This window comes from Deinococcus taeanensis (genome assembly GCF_020229735.1).
GTDB classification, from domain to species: domain Bacteria; phylum Deinococcota; class Deinococci; order Deinococcales; family Deinococcaceae; genus Deinococcus; species Deinococcus taeanensis.
In genome coordinates, this window is record NZ_CP083456.1 from 112,680 (window position 1) to 127,747 (window position 15,068).

General features: G+C 72.1%; 8 protein-coding genes. 2 read left to right on the forward strand and 6 right to left on the reverse strand.

The genetic code is table 11. The features are described 5' to 3' along the window. Positions 1-2 precede the first annotated feature (2 nt). On the reverse strand, positions 3-773 hold the full coding sequence (gene rfbF, locus LAJ19_RS14285; RefSeq protein ID WP_225523536.1) for a glucose-1-phosphate cytidylyltransferase: 771 nt from the start codon (positions 771-773) through the stop codon (positions 3-5). A gap of 481 nt (positions 774-1,254) precedes the next feature. Between rfbF and LAJ19_RS14290 the strand changes: the two genes are divergently transcribed. Next, entirely contained in the window at positions 1,255-3,099 is a 1,845-nt protein-coding gene (locus LAJ19_RS14290; protein ID WP_225523537.1) for a putative bifunctional diguanylate cyclase/phosphodiesterase, read from the forward strand. A gap of 401 nt (positions 3,100-3,500) precedes the next feature. Here LAJ19_RS14290 and LAJ19_RS14295 read toward each other — a convergent pair whose 3' ends face one another. The 3 genes from LAJ19_RS14295 to LAJ19_RS14305 form a co-directional block, all read right to left on the reverse strand. Further along, positions 3,501-4,622 (reverse strand): hypothetical protein, encoded by a 1,122-nt coding sequence (locus LAJ19_RS14295; RefSeq protein ID WP_225523538.1) that lies wholly within the window; start codon positions 4,620-4,622, stop codon positions 3,501-3,503. A gap of 281 nt (positions 4,623-4,903) precedes the next feature. Continuing rightward, complete coding sequence (locus LAJ19_RS14300; protein ID WP_432804250.1) at positions 4,904-6,268, reverse strand: MFS transporter; 1,365 nt, start codon at positions 6,266-6,268, stop codon at positions 4,904-4,906. A gap of 161 nt (positions 6,269-6,429) precedes the next feature. Next, the gene (locus tag LAJ19_RS14305; protein WP_225523540.1) at positions 6,430-10,224 is read right to left on the reverse strand and encodes a GAF domain-containing protein; all 3,795 of its coding nucleotides are present in this window, start codon (positions 10,222-10,224) and stop codon (positions 6,430-6,432) included. A gap of 545 nt (positions 10,225-10,769) precedes the next feature. On the opposite strand from LAJ19_RS14305, the gene LAJ19_RS14310 reads away from it, so the two are divergent. After that, positions 10,770-11,735: a vWA domain-containing protein gene (locus LAJ19_RS14310; RefSeq protein WP_225523541.1), complete on the forward strand. Its 966-nt coding sequence runs from the start codon at positions 10,770-10,772 to the stop codon at positions 11,733-11,735. Positions 11,736-13,050: 1,315 nt separating this feature from the next. On the opposite strand, the gene LAJ19_RS14315 is transcribed toward LAJ19_RS14310, so the two are convergent. Next, positions 13,051-14,094 carry a zinc-dependent alcohol dehydrogenase family protein gene (locus LAJ19_RS14315; protein WP_225523542.1) on the reverse strand — a complete coding sequence of 348 codons (1,044 nt, stop codon included), beginning with the start codon at positions 14,092-14,094 and terminating at the stop codon, positions 13,051-13,053. A 75-nt stretch (positions 14,095-14,169) separates the two neighbouring features. Then, positions 14,170-14,916 carry a spermidine synthase gene (locus tag LAJ19_RS14320; RefSeq protein ID WP_432804251.1) on the reverse strand — a complete coding sequence of 249 codons (747 nt, stop codon included), beginning with the start codon at positions 14,914-14,916 and terminating at the stop codon, positions 14,170-14,172. Between the last annotated feature and the right edge of the window lie 152 nt (positions 14,917-15,068).

Sequence of the window (15,068 nt, forward strand, 5' to 3'; positions counted from 1 at the left end):
GCCTACCAGACCTTCCAGGGCGCCTGATGCTCGCGCCACATCTCTTCAAGGACGTGCTTGTCGCGCAGGGTATCCATCGGCTGCCAGAACCCTCCATGCCGGTACGCGCCAAGCTGCCCGTCACGCGCGAGGTGCCGCAGCGGCTCGGCTTCCCAGGTGGTCGTGTCCCCGTCGATGTAGTCCAGCACCTCGGGTTCCAGGACGAAGAACCCGCCGTTGATCCACGCGCCGTCGCCGGTGGGTTTCTCCTGGAAGCTGCGCACCGAGTAGCCTTCTTCCAGGGCCACCGCACCGAAGCGCCCCGGGGGCTGCACCACCGTCATGGTCGCGAGGCGCTGGTGGCGGCGGTGGAAGTCGATGGTGGCGCCGATGTCGATGTTGCCGACGCCGTCGCCGTAGGTGAGGCAGAAGGTTTCGCCTTCGAGGTACTGCCGGGCGCGTTTGAGCCGCCCGCCGGTCATGGTTTCCTCGCCGGTGTCAACCAGGGTCACGCACCACGGCTCGGCGTGCGCGTGGTGGATGCGCGGCGTGTTCGTGCGCATGTCGAAGGTCACGTCGGACATGTGCAGGAAGTAGTTCGCGAAGTACTCCTTGATCATGTACTGCTTGTAGCCGCACAGCACGACGAAATCCGTGATGCCGTGCGAGGCGTAGATCTTCATGATGTGCCACAGGATCGGCCGGCCCCCGACCTCGATCATGGGTTTGGGCCGGACGGTGCTCTCTTCACTGATGCGCGTTCCTAAACCGCCAGCAAAAATGACTGCCTTCATGTGAGCACCTCGGGTGGAACGTGGAGACGGTACGGGGGCGTACGCGCGCCGGGCATGACCTCTCGCAGACTGGGCGCCCTGCGCTGCGGGCCGGCCTGAAGATGTGGGCCGCATTTGAAAACAGCAGGGTTGAGGACAATGTACGGGTCCGGCTCAGGCTCGCAAAGTCGGCTGGGACGAAAAACGACTGATCAACGGTCATTCAGCGCGGTCCAGGCGGTGAGCATCTGTTGCGCCAACCGCCGCCTCAGGCGGTCCCCATCCGGCGCGGCTCCAGCGGCAAAAATGCAGGGTTGCGCCCGGGGGGCGCCAGAAAGGCCGGAAAACACGAGGTCCGCTCCTGAGCGCCAAGCGAATCTTCAGCGCCGGATGTGAAAGTTGTGAAACCGTTCCCGAAAACTTGAGTGGTTTGGCCGGCCAAGCGGCCCTCCAGCCCATTTTTTTCTCATGCAGCGCCGCCGCGCAGCAGGCATAACGCGGTATGGACCACACCAGCCCTGAACGTGAGCTGAGGCGCCTGGAGGCGCTGCGCCGCTACCAGGTGCTGGACACGCTGCCGGAAGTCGCGTTCGACCGCCTGACCCGCTTCGCCGGCCAGTTCCTTCAGGTGCCGGTGGTCATGATCAACCTCGTGGACGGCCAGCGCACCTGGATAAAGTCCGCGCAGGGCACCCAGGTGCGAGAACTCGACCGCGCCACCGCCTGCTGCGCGCGCACCATCACCAGCGACCAGGTGCACACCATCGCGGACCTCCAGGCCCACCCGGAGTACCGCCGCGACGGCCTGACCCCGCAGGGCGACGTGCGGGCCTACGCGGGCGCGCCGCTGGTCACCCCCGACGGCGAACGGATCGGTGCGCTGGCCGTGTTCGACACCCGCGTGCGCGACTTCACGCCGCTCGAACAGCGGTTCCTGCAGGACCTCGCGGCCATTGTGGTCGACTCGCTCGAATTGCGCCTCACCGTGCGGCTGTGGCAGGAAGCGCAGCGTCACAGCGCCACGCTCGCGCACCACGATCCGCTCACCGGTCTGCCCAACCGCCTGCTGCTGCTCGACCGCGCCGGGCTGGCCTTCCACCAGGCGCAGCGGTCCGGACACGCAGTCGGCGTCGTCGTCCTGGACCTGGACGGCTTCAAAAGCGTGAACGACTCCCTGGGCCACAGCGTGGGAGACGCGCTGCTCAAGGAGGTGGGCCGGCGCCTGAGCGCCAGCGTCCGCCACCACGACACCGTCGCGCGCCTCGGCGGGGACGAGTTCGTGATTCTCCTGCCGGAACTCACCCACCCTGCCGACGCCGCGCAGGTCGCGCAGAAACTCCTGGACTGCCTGCACGAACCCGTGGCGCTGGGCGAACGTCACATCGAACTCACGGCCAGCCTGGGCATCGCCATCTACCCCATGAACGGCGCGGGCCCCGACGAGCACAGCCCCGAGGCGCACGCCACCGCCCTGCTGCAGGCGGCCGACACCGCCATGTACGAGGCCAAGGCCGCCGGCAAAGCCCACTACCGCTTCTTCAGCCACGACATGACCCTCACCGCGCAGCGCAAGGTGATCCTGCGCACCCAGCTGGCGCAGGCCATTCACGACGGCCGCATGGCCCTGCACTACCAGCCGCAGGTGGACCTGCACAGCGGTGAGGTCGTCGGCGTCGAAGTGCTGGCCCGCTGGCCCCAGCCGGACGGCAGCTGGGTGCCGCCCCTGGAGTTCATTCCGCTGGCCGAGGAGAACCACCTCATCCACGACCTCGGCGCGTGGGTGCTGCGCACCGCCTGCAGGCAACTCGCGCAGTGGCACGCGCTGGGCGCGGTCGACTGGACCCTCTCGGTCAACGTCTCCGCACGGCAGTGGAAGGACCCGGCCTTCTTCGCCCTGGTGCAGCGCACCCTGAAAGACACCGGCCTGCGGCCCGGCCGCCTGGTGCTGGAGGTCACCGAGGCCGTCACGGTGGCGGCCCCCCACGAAGCGGCCGTGCTCACCCAGGCGTTCGCCGCGCTGGGCGTGCGGGTGGCGCTGGATGATTTCGGCAGCGGGTACACCAGCCTCAGCCAGATGCAGGAACTGAGCGTGCAGCAGCTGAAGGTGGACCGCTCGTTCGTGGCCCGGCTCGCCGGAACGCCCAAGGCGAGGGCCGTGGCGGAAACCATCATCATGCTCGGCCGGCAGCTTGGCATCACCATGATCGCCGAAGGCATTGAAACGGCCGAGCAGCGCGACCAGCTTCAGCACCTCGCCTGCCAGCTCGGCCAGGGGTACCTGCTGGGGCCCCCCGTCCCCGCGGACGCGTTCTACGAGCAGTACGCCCGCAAAAGCAGCGCGCGCTGAGCAGCGCCGGGCGTGAAGCGGCACCTCCGCGCGCTCAACGGCCGCTCCAGGTGCTCAACTGCTCCGGGACGCCACACGGCCCCGCCGCACGAACCCCAGGGCACACACCGGCCGGACGCGGGAGAGCATGCCGGCTGACCACCCGGACAGCCGGCGTGCCCGCTCAGGACCGCGGTGGGCCGGGCGTGCCCGGCCCACCGGTCCGGCCCCGTGGCCCTGGACCTCACGGGCGGCGGTGGACGAACGCGGCGCCCCGGGCCTGACGCCCGGCCCTCTCCGCGATCGGCGCCGGCCGCCTTCCCGATGACGTCGTCCGGTCCAGTCTCGCCGGAGCGGCCCACACCGGGCGCCCGGCACCCAGGCCGGCGCCCCGGACTGGCCGGCCGACCTCGGGCGCGCTGTCAGGGGAGGCGCCGGTAGTCGCGGGTCAGCTGAAACGCGAACATGTGCTCTCCGGTGTCCCCGGCCACGCGGGCGCCCGTCACCTTCACGATGGTCAGCACCCGGTCCGCCCGGCGCTTGTGGGCCCAGCGGGTGCCCGGCTCGATGGTCTCCAGCGGACGGTCCGGTTCGGGTTCCGGCCGCGTGACCTGGGGGGCGTTCACGACCTGCGCTCCGGCGGCGCGCTCCGGCGGCGGCTCGCCGATCAGGCGTTCCACGGCGCGCCGCCAGGCGACCGTGAAGGACAGGTCCGGACCGGTGTCGGCCCGCGCGGCTTCCCGGGCCCGCTCGAATTCCGCGTCCGTCAGGCGGGTCAGGAGGGCCAGCGGCAGGCCGCTGCGGGTGGCGCCCTGCAGCTGCGCGCGCAGGTGCGGCAGACGTGTCGGGTGGCTGGCGCTCAGCACGGCGCGCAGCAGACGCATCTGCTCCGGGTCACCGGCTGGACGGGCGTTGAGCACGTCCCGCCCCACAGGCGTCAGCGCCGCGATGCCGGCCAGGGCCCGAGGACGGTCCGGGGCAGCCGCGGCCAGGGGCAGGCCCCGGTCGGCCCCGGCGCGGACCGGCGTCTCCCTGGCGGCGCGCCGCCCCTCAGCCTGAACCGGAGTGGCGGGCGGCGGAGTGTCTGTGAGCGGGTCTCTGTCAGGCCGCCCCTGCGCGTCCGGCAGAAGTTCAGGGCGACCCCCGCGCGCGGCGCCCCAGGCACTGACAGCGTCCTGCACGGCCTCGCGGTGAAACAGCCACTGCGGCGCCTGGTCCGCGCGCCCGGCCGGGTCGCCGCGCGTGCCGATCAGGCCCCACGCCACCAGCCGGGCCAGCGCCGCGCGCACGGTGGCTTCGGCGTACATGCCCAGCAGGTCCTCGGCGCACTGCGCGGCGCTCAGCGTCACCCACGGCGCCCCGCGCGGTCCGGCACCCTCGTCCCGGCCGCATTCCTGCGCGGCGCTGAGGGCAAACCGGCGTTCAAACACGCCCAACAGGTGCGCGGCGCAGGCGTCGTGCCTGCAGACCGCGAGGTAGGACGCCTGCAGCGTCACGGTGCGCTGTCCGGCCGGCTGGCTGATCATGAAACCTTCGGTCCTCACGCTGGCAACTCCACGCGCGTCTCGGAGGCCAGGGGCCCGCCCGGCCAACCGGCCGGGCCGCACAGGGCGCGGGGCCTGTACGCACACAAGAATCACCGTGAACACGCTGCTGTGCGGGTCCGGACGGCGTTGGGGTCAGCTCACGGGTGGGCACCGCGCTGACCAGCGGGCCCCCTGCGGCCCGGGTGCCGGGAAGCCACAGGGCAGGCGGCCAGCATACCGTGAGCGCCGCCGGGCGACGAGCAGGCCAGGACGCGGCCCTGGCGCCGGGCGCCCGGACGTCAGTGACCGCGCCCGTCCAGGCGGGCGGCGGCCAGAGCGCTGAGCAGCGCGCCGCCGCCCGTGAGCAGGAACGCCAGCGTGAACGCCTGCTCCATCGGCTGCACGCGCGCGATCAGGGCGCCGCCGGCGCCCGCGGCCACGGCCACCATCAGCACCTCGATGTTGGCCAGCTGGCCGGACAACCGCCCGGCGCCGGCCGGCGCGACGCTGGCCAGGGCGAACAGGCTGTTGCTGTTGTACCCGACGCCCATCGCCAGACCGGCCAGGCACCACCCGGCGTACGCGGCCCACAGCGGCAGCGCGCCCAGCACCCCGGCCGCGGTGGTGGCGGCGGCCACCACCAGCAGCGCCATGCTCATCCGCACCCGGTGGGCTCGCCGGTGCGCGCCGCCACGCTGCTCCAGCCGGGCCTGGATCCAGGAGCCCAGCGTCCAGGTCGCGCCGCCCACGCTGAGCAGCCAGCCCGCCTGGGTCAGGTTCAGGCCGCGCAGGGTGTGCAGGGCCAGCGGCAGGAACGAGCTTGAGCCCATCACTGCGAACGCGGCGCCGCCACGGACGACCAGCGCGGCCGGGAGGCCCGGCTGCAGGCGCCACATGCCGCGGGGAAACAGCGTCCGGGCGGACCACACGGCGCCGCCCAGCCCCAGGGCCGCCAGCGGCAGGGCCCACAGGTCCGGGCGGCGCAGGCCCTCGATCAGGGCGCCGGCCGCCAGTGAGAGCGCCAGGGCCGGCCGGAGGACAGCGTGGTCGGCGGTGGGCTGCGGGGCGCGGGCCACGCCGCGCAGCGGCAGCACGCACAGCGGCGCGCTCAGGGCCAGCAGGGGCAGCAGGCCCCAGAAGACGGCCCGCCAGGACCAGGTGTCCGCCACCACGCTCGCCACCAGCGGGCCCACCAGCGCGGGCAGCAGCCACGCGCTCGATACGGCCGCGAGCATGCGGGCCCGGGCGCCTTCGGGGTAGCCCACGCTGATCACGGCAAAGGGCAGGGCGCCCAGCCCCCCGGCCCCGAGCCCCTGAACGAGGCGCCCAAGCACGAACGCCGGCATGGACGGCGCCAGCGCGGCGATCAGCAGGCCCACGGCGAACACCCCCAGGGCCAGGGCCGCGCTGGCGGCCAGTCCCCGCCGGTCGGCAAGAACGCCGCTGAGCACCGCGCCGAACAGGCTGGAGAGCAGAAACGCGCTGGACGCCCAGCCGTACAGCGCCAGGCCGCGCAGGTCCTCAGAGACGCGCGGGAGGACGGTGCTGACCGCCATGGATTCGAAGGCGACCATCACCACGACCAGGATGAGGCCGGCGCTGAGCAGTGGAGGCGCTGCCGGCGGAGCGTGGGCGGGAGACAGGCGGGAGTGCACGGCGCCCATCCTCGCACAGGCCCCTGCCCGGACATCATGATGCGGCGCGGCGGTTCCGCCCGGCCTCTCCCACCCACCGGGCCGCTGGTGCTAGGGGGCCACCCGGAGGGCGCCGCCCGCGCCCCGCCCTCCGGGTGGCCCTGCGCAGACCCCCTCAACCCGCCGGAACGTCAAAGGGCCGGTCTGTCTTTCGGCAGGACGAACCCGAAGGCTGCGCCGGCCCCCGGGTCGCTGCGGGCGAACACCTGACCGCCGTGCCGCTGGATGATCCGCCGGACGTTCGCCAGTCCCACTCCGGTGCCTTCGAACTCGTCGGCGCGGTGCAGGCGCTGGAACACGCCGAACAGTTTGCCCGCGTGGCGCGGATCGAACCCCACGCCGTTGTCAGCCACGAACACGGCGGTCTCCGCGGGCCGGTCTTCGGCCCAGACCCGGATCACTGCGACTTCCCGGCCGCGCGTGTACTTGAGGGCGTTGGCCAGAAGGTTGTCCATCACCTGCCGCAGCAGGTTGGGGTCGCCGGGCACCACGGGCAGAGCCCCGACCTCCCAGCGCACCGTCCGGCCGAGCAGGTCCGGCTCGCTGTCCCGCTGCGCCTGCTGAACCAGCGCGTTCAGGTTGACCGGTTCGGGCTTCAGCGGCTGGCGGGTGGTGCGTGACAGTTCGAGCATCGCGTCGATCAGGGTGTTCATGCGCTGAGCGGCGTCGTCCACGACCTGGAGGTACCGGGCCGGCCGGGCGTCCAGGGTCGGCCCGAGTGCCGTGCGCAGCAGGGCGTTGAATCCGGCGATGTGCCGCACCGGCGCGCGCAGGTCGTGCGACACCGAGTACGCGAACGCTTCGAGTTCCTCGTTCGCGGCGGCCAGCTCAGCGGTCCTCGCGGCCAGCGCCGCCCGCTCACGTTCCAGCGCCGTGGCCTTGTCGGCCCGGTCGATGGCGAGTTCCAGGCTGCGCCCGACGGTTTCGATCACGGTGCGTTCCGTCGCGGACCAGCGGGCCTGATCGAAGCGGGCGAGGCCGAAGACGCCCCGGACCACGCCGGCCGCCATGAGCGGCAGCATCGCGGTGGTCTTCACGTGCGTCATGTGCTCCCCCAGGCCGTCGAGCGCCGGGTCGAACGGTTCGACGTACAGCACCTGACCGGTCTGGGCGGGCGTCCGCAGGGTTCCGGTGAGCTCGTCCGGCAGGCCGGCCTCATGCGCGAGGCGCAGTCCGTCGCTGCCGTAGTGACCGAGCATGCTGCGTACCCACCAGCGGTCGCCATCCCGCTCGTAGTACACCGCGGCCTGCACCGGCAGCAGGTCGTACAGCAGCGCCTGCGCCCGGCGGATCAGGGTCAGCGGCTCAATGCCCGCGCTCAGGTCACGGGTCCAGTCCTCAAACGCGGACAGCACCTGGTTGCGCGCTTCGAGCTCGGCGCGCTGCGCTTCGAGCTGCCGGGCCTGACCGGCGCGTTCCAGCGCGAGGCCGAGGCTGCCGACCACCGTTTCGAGCACCACGCGGTCGGCGGGCGACCAGGTCCGCTGCTCGAACAGCACCGCGATGAACACGCCGGTGGGCTCACCGTTCCGGAAGACCGGCAGGGACGCCGCGGCATTGACGTGCCCCACCATGGTGAGCGGGGTATCGCTGCCCCGGGCGTACTCGTCCTGGTACAGCGCGCGCCGGGTGGTCCACGGAACGTCGACGCTGGGGGTCTCCCCCACCCGGGGGCCGGCGTCGATGAACGCCTGCAGGTCCGGGTTGCGGACTTCGCCCACCTGCACCCGGTTGCGCCAGTGCGCGCCGTCCCGCTCGTAGTACAGCGCGTACCCGGCCGGCAGCAGCGACAGGACCACCTCCTGCGCCCGGCGGACCAGGTCCTGTTCGCTGGCCCGCACGCCCAGCTCCCGCGTGAGCGCCGCGAAGCCTTCCAGGGCGCGGGTCCGGGCCCCGAGCTCGGCGTTCTGCGCCCGCAGCTGCCGCGCGGTCTGGGCCCGGTCGATGGCGAGGCCAAGGCCCCGGCCGATAGCGCGGATGATGGCTTTCTCGCGCGGCAGCCACACGCGGGCGTCCGGCACCCTCACTGCAAACATGCCGCGGGTTTCGCCGCCGGCTGTCAGCGGCACGAACGCCGCTGCGCCGGACGTCGCTGCGGCGGGCGCGGCGTGGGCCGACGCGTCCCAGCGGTCGACGAACACCGCCTCGCCGCGGGTGAGGGCCCCCGCGAAGCCCGGCGCGTCTTCCGGCACGTCCCGGCCGAGCTGCCCGGCCACTTCTGGGGCCACGTTGTCCGACCAGACCCGCGCCCTCCACCCGTGGTCGTCCAGTTCGTAGTACGCCGCGCTGACCTGCGCGAGGTTGCTGCGCACCACGCGGATGGCTTCGCGGGCGAGACTCAGGCGGTCCGTTTCACTGCCCGCGTGCTCGGTGAATGCCGCGAATGCCTCCAGCGCGGCGCGGTCCTCCTGCAGCTGCCGGGCCTGCTCACTGCGTTCCAGCGAGAGATTCAGCCCCCGCGCCACGGCCCGCACCAGTGTCTTGTCCGGCTCGGTCCAGGGCCGCGCCCGGCGCAGCGCCAGCGCCAGGATGCCGTGCACCCGCCCGCCGATGATCAGCGGAACGTTGGTGACAGTCGCGTACTCCGAGGAGTGCTGCACCTCCTGCGTGCCTTCGTCCCAGGCGTCCACGAAGACCGCGGCGCGGGTGCGGCTCACTTCACGGGTCAGTGGTGTGTCGGGCAGCCCGGCAGAGATCAGCGCGGCGAGCTGCTCGTTGATGTCCGGCGTCCACACGCGCGCTTTCCAGAGGTGCGCTTCACGCTCGTAGTACGCGGCACTTGCGTCTGGAAAGCGGGCGTGCAGCACCGCGACGGCCTGCCGGCCGAGTTCGAGCACGTTCGTTTCGGTGCCGGCCGCCTCGGTGAACGCGACAAACGCCTCGTGGGCGTACGCGTTGAGCTGCGCGATCCGGTCGGCACGCTCCAGCGCGAGGCTCAGGTGCCGCATGGTGGTTTCGAGCATGGCCCGCTCCTGGGCGGTCCAGAGGTGCGGGCCGGACAGCGCGACCGTCAGCACACCGACCGGCTCGCCATTCAGCAGCAGCGGGAGGGCCGCCAGGGGCTCCACCGGCCGGAGCGGAACCTGAGGCGCCTGGGGCCCGCGGCCCGGGCGGTCAAGGTAAAGAGGCTGCCGGCTCGTCCACGGCTGAGCCAGGACGAGCGGATCGAACGGCAGGCCGTCCGCCGTGACCGGCGCCTCGGGACCGACGGCGCTTCTCACGGTCCAGCCGCCGCCTTCGGGTTCACAGTACAGAATCTGCCCGGCCGGCAGCGCGCCCTGCATGATCCGCTGGGCGCGGCGCACGAGCAGCAGGCGGTCCGTTTCCGTTGCCAGGTCCCGCGACAGCTGCGCGAACGCCTCCAGTGCCCGGCTGCTGTGCGCCGCGGCGGCCCGCTCGAGAACGACGGTCAGGCTCCGGCCCAGAGCGTGCATCAGGAGGCGGTCCGGCCCACGCCAGCGCTGCCCGGCCGGCCGGCGGACCGTCAGGACGCCCAGCACAGCGCCCCCAACACACAGCGGGTAGGCGCACACCGGGCCGCCTTCACCGAGGTCAGGCGTGAGCCGGGCGTGGTAGGCGGGCTGACGGGTGGCCACGGCTTCGGCGAACACCGGCTGCGCCTCCGGCCGGCCGGCGTCCACAGGGCCGGCCGGCGCCGCCCAGGTCAGCGTGCGCCAGGCGCCGCCCCTCCACTCGTGATAGGTCGCGTTCTGGCCCGGGAACTGCTCGTCCAGCACCCTCGAGGCAGCGCGCAGCAGCGAAGGCAGATCCGGGTCCATTCCGGCCAGTGCGGTGAAGGCCGTGAAGACGTCCTCCCCGGCTGCCGGGGAGGAGGCGCCCGGTGCATCCGGATGGTCTTCGCGCAGTACGTGGTCGCGCACGGTCGGCACGATATCGCGGCGGCGCGCGGCCAGAAGGTGTGCCACCTCAACCTGACCGTCTACACTTTTTCTTCATCTCGGCGGGCGGCCTTCCCGGCTGGCCGCTGACCTGCCTGACCCCGGCGCGGCTCTCCTGCAGCGGCGTGGGCCAGGCCAGACGCGTGAGCGGTTTTCGTACCGGGTACGCCACCACCGGGCGGCGCCTGCACCCACACCTCCTGTCCCGAGAGGCGTGACGGTCCTCTGGCCCCAGCCCCGAAGCCTTCTGATGCTTCCCGACACGGGGGTCCGCGGCAGCGGCCCGCCTGGACCTGATGCGTGGGCCTTGGGAACTTGTCCGCCGGGCACGCCGCAGCCCAGTGCCCGCTGGTCAGGGGACGTTCAGCTGTGCCCGGCAGGACCGGGCGGCCCTGGTCACATGAGCACACGCGCTCCGGACGGCCCGTGTAAGTTGAGACCTGCCTTTGAAATGGCATCCCGGTCACGTTGCTCGTGACCGCACAGCAGGCGAGGACAAGCTGAATCCGGACTGCCCAGCGCAGACCCGCTCGGCCCCCTTCACCCTGCCGACTTCTCACCTGGAGGATCCCATGAACAAACTGCCCCTTGTCCTGAGCACCCTCGCCCTCACGCTCGCCGCCTGCACCGGACGCTCCACCCCGGCCCCCACCGCGCCCGCCGCCACCACCGGCACCATCAACGGGGTGCGCGTCCAGAGCGCCACCTCCTACCAGTTCGGCTTTACGCCCCTGAGCGGCACCGAACTCGTCACCACCGCCACCCTCAAGGACGTCACCGTCAAGCAGCTCAGCGCCGGCCAGGCCACCGCCCGCGTGTGCGGCAACGTGCAGGCGCAGGACGTCATCACCGCCGCCATCAGCCTCGACAGCACCGGCAGCATGGCCGACAACGACCCCGGCCGCCTGCGCAACACTGCCGCCAAAGCGTTCGTGGACCGCATGACCGCAGCCGACCAGGCCGCCGTCCTGTCGTTTGACGCGGGCACCGCACCCACCACCGGCATGCTGGCCGCCCGCCTCTGGCAGACCTTCACCAGCGACAAGACGAAACTGGCCGCCGCCGTCAACCAGGCGACCTTTGAGAGGGGCGGCACGCCCCTGTACGACGCGATGATCGACACCAGCCGCCTCCTGAAAGCCACCGGGAAGACGAACGTCCGCGCCCTCATCCTCACCGACGGGGAAAACAACTCGGGCACCAACAATGGGGCCGCGGTCGTCACGGCCGCGAACACCAACGGGACCCCGATGTACATCATCGGCCTGGACGCGCAGAACAACCTGGACTTCACCGCGGCCGAGGACATCGCCGCGCGCACCGGCGGCCTGTTCCAGCGCGCGACGACCGCCGATCAGCTCGGTGGTTTCTTCGACCGGATGTACAACGCCTTCCGCGCGCAGGGCTGCGTCGAACTGAACTTCACGACCAAACCGGCCAGTGGCACCAGCGTCACCGGTACCCTGAACATCGTGGTGGCCGCCGCCGGGAAGAAGGACAGCGCCGTGCAGGTGCCCTTCACCGTCACCGTCCGCTGAGCCGCAGCGCGCCAGACACGCGAGGCCGCGCGGGCGCAGGCCGCCGACCCCCAGGGAAGGACGGTCAGGACTGGGACGCCTGAGCCCGGCGTGGGGCCGGAGCGTCAGCCGCCAGGAGGCGCTCTTCAGAAGGAGAGCGCTGATGGCGCCGCCGCGCCCGGGGGACACCCGGGTCAGCGGCTGGCTTGCCGAGACAGGGGCGGGCCGCCGGACAACGCTGTCCGGCACGAACACTCCCAGAGCTGAGACTTGAGTTGCCGGAAGTATTTCCGGCAGCTTTTTGCCGGATAGCGGGGGCGACTCCACCAGACAGCCGTCCTGTGCAGCGACGCGAAGCCCGTGCAGGCCCAGGCAGCGCACCAGTTCAATCAACTGCGTCACGCTGCAGGTCACGCCAGAGCCGGATCACCAAGGGGTCACAGAGGCCCTCCTGAAGAAGGTTCTGACGTGAACCTGACTCCCAGTCCGGCAGGAAACTCTGATGGGAATCGGATTTCAGGCTGTTCTTCCGGGCCCGTGATCAGGTTGCGCCTGTCTCCCTTTCAGGTCCGCGGGCCGGCCCGGACGGGGTCAGGCTGGAGACCGCACCGGACAGGCGGCACGTGTGGCGTGGGGTCACCTCCGGACGGCTGGAGGACCGGAATCTGCGGTCCAGGCCAGTGGCGCCGGAGACGGCAACGGTACGCGCATCCGCGCCGGACGGGGGCGCGACGCCCGGGGCCCTCGGGCGCCCGGGCATGCTTTGGCAGGCTTTCCGGGAGCGCTCCGGTGAGCGCCTTACGTCCACTGCGCAGGTGGGCCGCGTGACGGGCCCCGGCAGCAGGTGCTGGGCGCCTGCGCCGGTCCGCCCCTGCTTGCGGCAGGACACGCAGGGCCGCCGGTCTGTCCCGCAGGCCACACCCTCGCTCCGAGGAGCGCGCGCCTGCGGCCCAGCCGGCTTCATCTGCCTCACGCTCCCTTCGGGGGCGACCTCGTTCCGCTGAGCCGGACTGGAGGAGCTCTGACTGAATCCGATCACGGCACTGGCCTGGACCCTGACCCCACCAACGAACCGCACGGCGCGCCCGCGGCGGGCAGATCTGGCCCGGACGAAGCGGTGGATGAGAGCGGCGTTGGTGCTCGCGGGGGCGCACTGCGTCCCGCTTTGCCTCAGGGTCCGGCGCCTGTGCAGGGGGCCGCCCTGGACCCCGCCGGAGACGGCGGGCTGTCCGTCAGGCTGCTTGATACGGACGGGGACGGCGCCGCTGACAGCGCTGTCGTGAACGCGCCGGACACGGCGTAGCCCGGCGCCGGGACTGCCCCGGGGCGGCGCCTGTCAGGCGAAGCGGTCGATAACGGTCACGCCGCGCGCCACGAACCGGTTCATGTTCACGAGCACGTCGATGCCCTGCTCCAGCGTGACCCGCTGCCCGAGGAGGCGGCCGGGCTGCAGGGCGCCGCGGGCGATCATGGCGAGCATTTCCGGGTAGGCGTGCGCGGGCATGCCGTGACTGCCGTACAGTTCCAGCTCCCGGGCGATCACGCGGTCCATGGGAATCGCCGGCCGGCTGTGGTCGGCGAGCAGAAGGCCCACCTGCACGTGCCGGCCCCGCGTCCGGAGGTTCAGGATGGAGTTCGCGCAGGTGTCCGGATGGCCCAGGGCGTCCAGGGACACGTGGGCGCCGCCGCCGGTGGCGTCCCGCACCGCGCCGGGCACGTCGGGCGTGTCGCGGCTGTTGATGGTCACGTCCGCGCCGAGCTGCGCGGCGAACTGGAGTTTGTCCTGGTCGATGTCGACAGCCACCACGCCGGCGCCCAGGGCTTTGGCGATCATCACGGCGGACAGGCCCACGCCGCCGCAGCCGTGCACCGCCACCCACTCGCCGGCCCGGACCCGGCCCTGGTGCGCCACGGCGCGGAAGGACGTGGCGAAGCGGCAGCCGAGACTCGCGGCCGTCACGAAATCCAGGGTGTCGGGCAGGGCGACGAGGTTCTGCTCGGCCTGATGCAGGGCCACGTACTCGGCGAAGGAGCCCCAGTGCGTGAAGCCCGGCTGGAACTGGTGGTCGCAGACCTGCTGATGACCGGCCTGACATTCGGGGCAGCGGCCGCAGCCGGACACGAACGGCACGGTGACGCGGTCCCCGACCGCCCAGCGGCGGATGTTCCGGCCGACCGCGACGACCGTGCCGGCCAGTTCATGCCCGGGCACGTGCGGCAGCGTGATGTCCGGGTCATGCCCGGCCCAGCCGTGCCAGTCGCTGCGGCACACGCCGGTGGCGCCCACCTGCACCACCACGCCGTCGGGCGTGGGGGTCGGGTCGGGCACCACCGTGAGTTCAGGGCGGACGTTGAAGGCGTGAACCACCGCGGCTTTCATGCTGCCACTGTAGCGGGCGCGGGACCACACGGCGGCGGGCGGACGGCCCGGAGCGTGCGCCCGGGCCGGGGTTCGTCAGGACCGCGCGCCCGGACGCCCTCTGCGCCGTGAGGCGCCCGTCCGGGTGGGGGCGGCGCCGGGCGTCTGGTGGGCCAGCCAGATGGTGTGGTGGGGGCCGCGGCCGGGCTGGGCGCGCACTTCGCGCACTTCGACCTGGAAGCCGGCCTGCTGGAGACGGCGGGTAAAGCGGGCGTCCGGGGTGGCCGACCATACGGCCAGCACGCCGCCGGGCTTCAGGGTCCGCTGGGTGGCCGCCAGCCCGGCCGGTGAGTAGAGCCAGTCGTTGCCGTGGTGCGTCATGCCTTCCGGGCCGTTGTCGACGTCCAGCAGCACTGCGTCGTAGGTGGCGTGGCCCTGGCGCAGCAGCTGGCCCACGTCCCCCACGTGAACGCGGGTGCGGGGGTCGCTCAGGGGAAAGGCGGCGCATTCACCGAGTGGGCCTTTGTTCCATTCCACGACCTCGGGGACCAGTTCGGCGACCGTGACCACGCTGTCTGGTCCCAGCGTCTTCAGGGCGGCGGCGAGGGTGAAGCCCATGCCCAGGCCGCCGACGAGGACGTGCGGCGCCGGGCGGCCGGCGATCGCGGCGCAGCCCAACTGTGCCAGGGCGTCTTCTGAGGCGTGCATGGTGCTGTTCATCAGCTCGCTGATGTAGCCGGAGATCTTGATGGAGAACTCCAGTTCGTGGCCGCGGCGGTACAGGCACAGGTCCTGCTGGGTGCCGGGAATGGGCGCGCGGCCCAGCGGAATCCAGTGAATCACGCGGGGTCCGGCGCCGGGCAGGCCACTTGGGAAGGGAACGCCGGTTGGCGGTGAGGGGACAGGTCTTGCGCAGGCACCGGCTGACTCTACCTGTCTGCGGCCGCTTCTGCCGCGGCTCGTGGCCGCTGGTGTGGTCCGGTGGGGGTGGTCAA

What these genes read in the sequence shown, in the direction of transcription:
- LAJ19_RS14290 (WP_225523537.1), top strand. Translation starts at nt 1,255, where the DNA reads ATGGACCACACCAGCCCTGAACGTGAGCTGAGGCGCCTGGAGGCGCTG.
- LAJ19_RS14300 (WP_432804250.1), bottom strand. Translation starts at nt 6,268, where the DNA reads ATGGGCGCCGTGCACTCCCGCCTGTCTCCCGCCCACGCTCCGCCGGCA.
- rfbF (WP_225523536.1), bottom strand. Translation starts at nt 773, where the DNA reads ATGAAGGCAGTCATTTTTGCTGGCGGTTTAGGAACGCGCATCAGTGAA.
- LAJ19_RS14310 (WP_225523541.1), top strand. Translation starts at nt 10,770, where the DNA reads ATGAACAAACTGCCCCTTGTCCTGAGCACCCTCGCCCTCACGCTCGCC.
- LAJ19_RS14315 (WP_225523542.1), bottom strand. Translation starts at nt 14,094, where the DNA reads ATGAAAGCCGCGGTGGTTCACGCCTTCAACGTCCGCCCTGAACTCACG.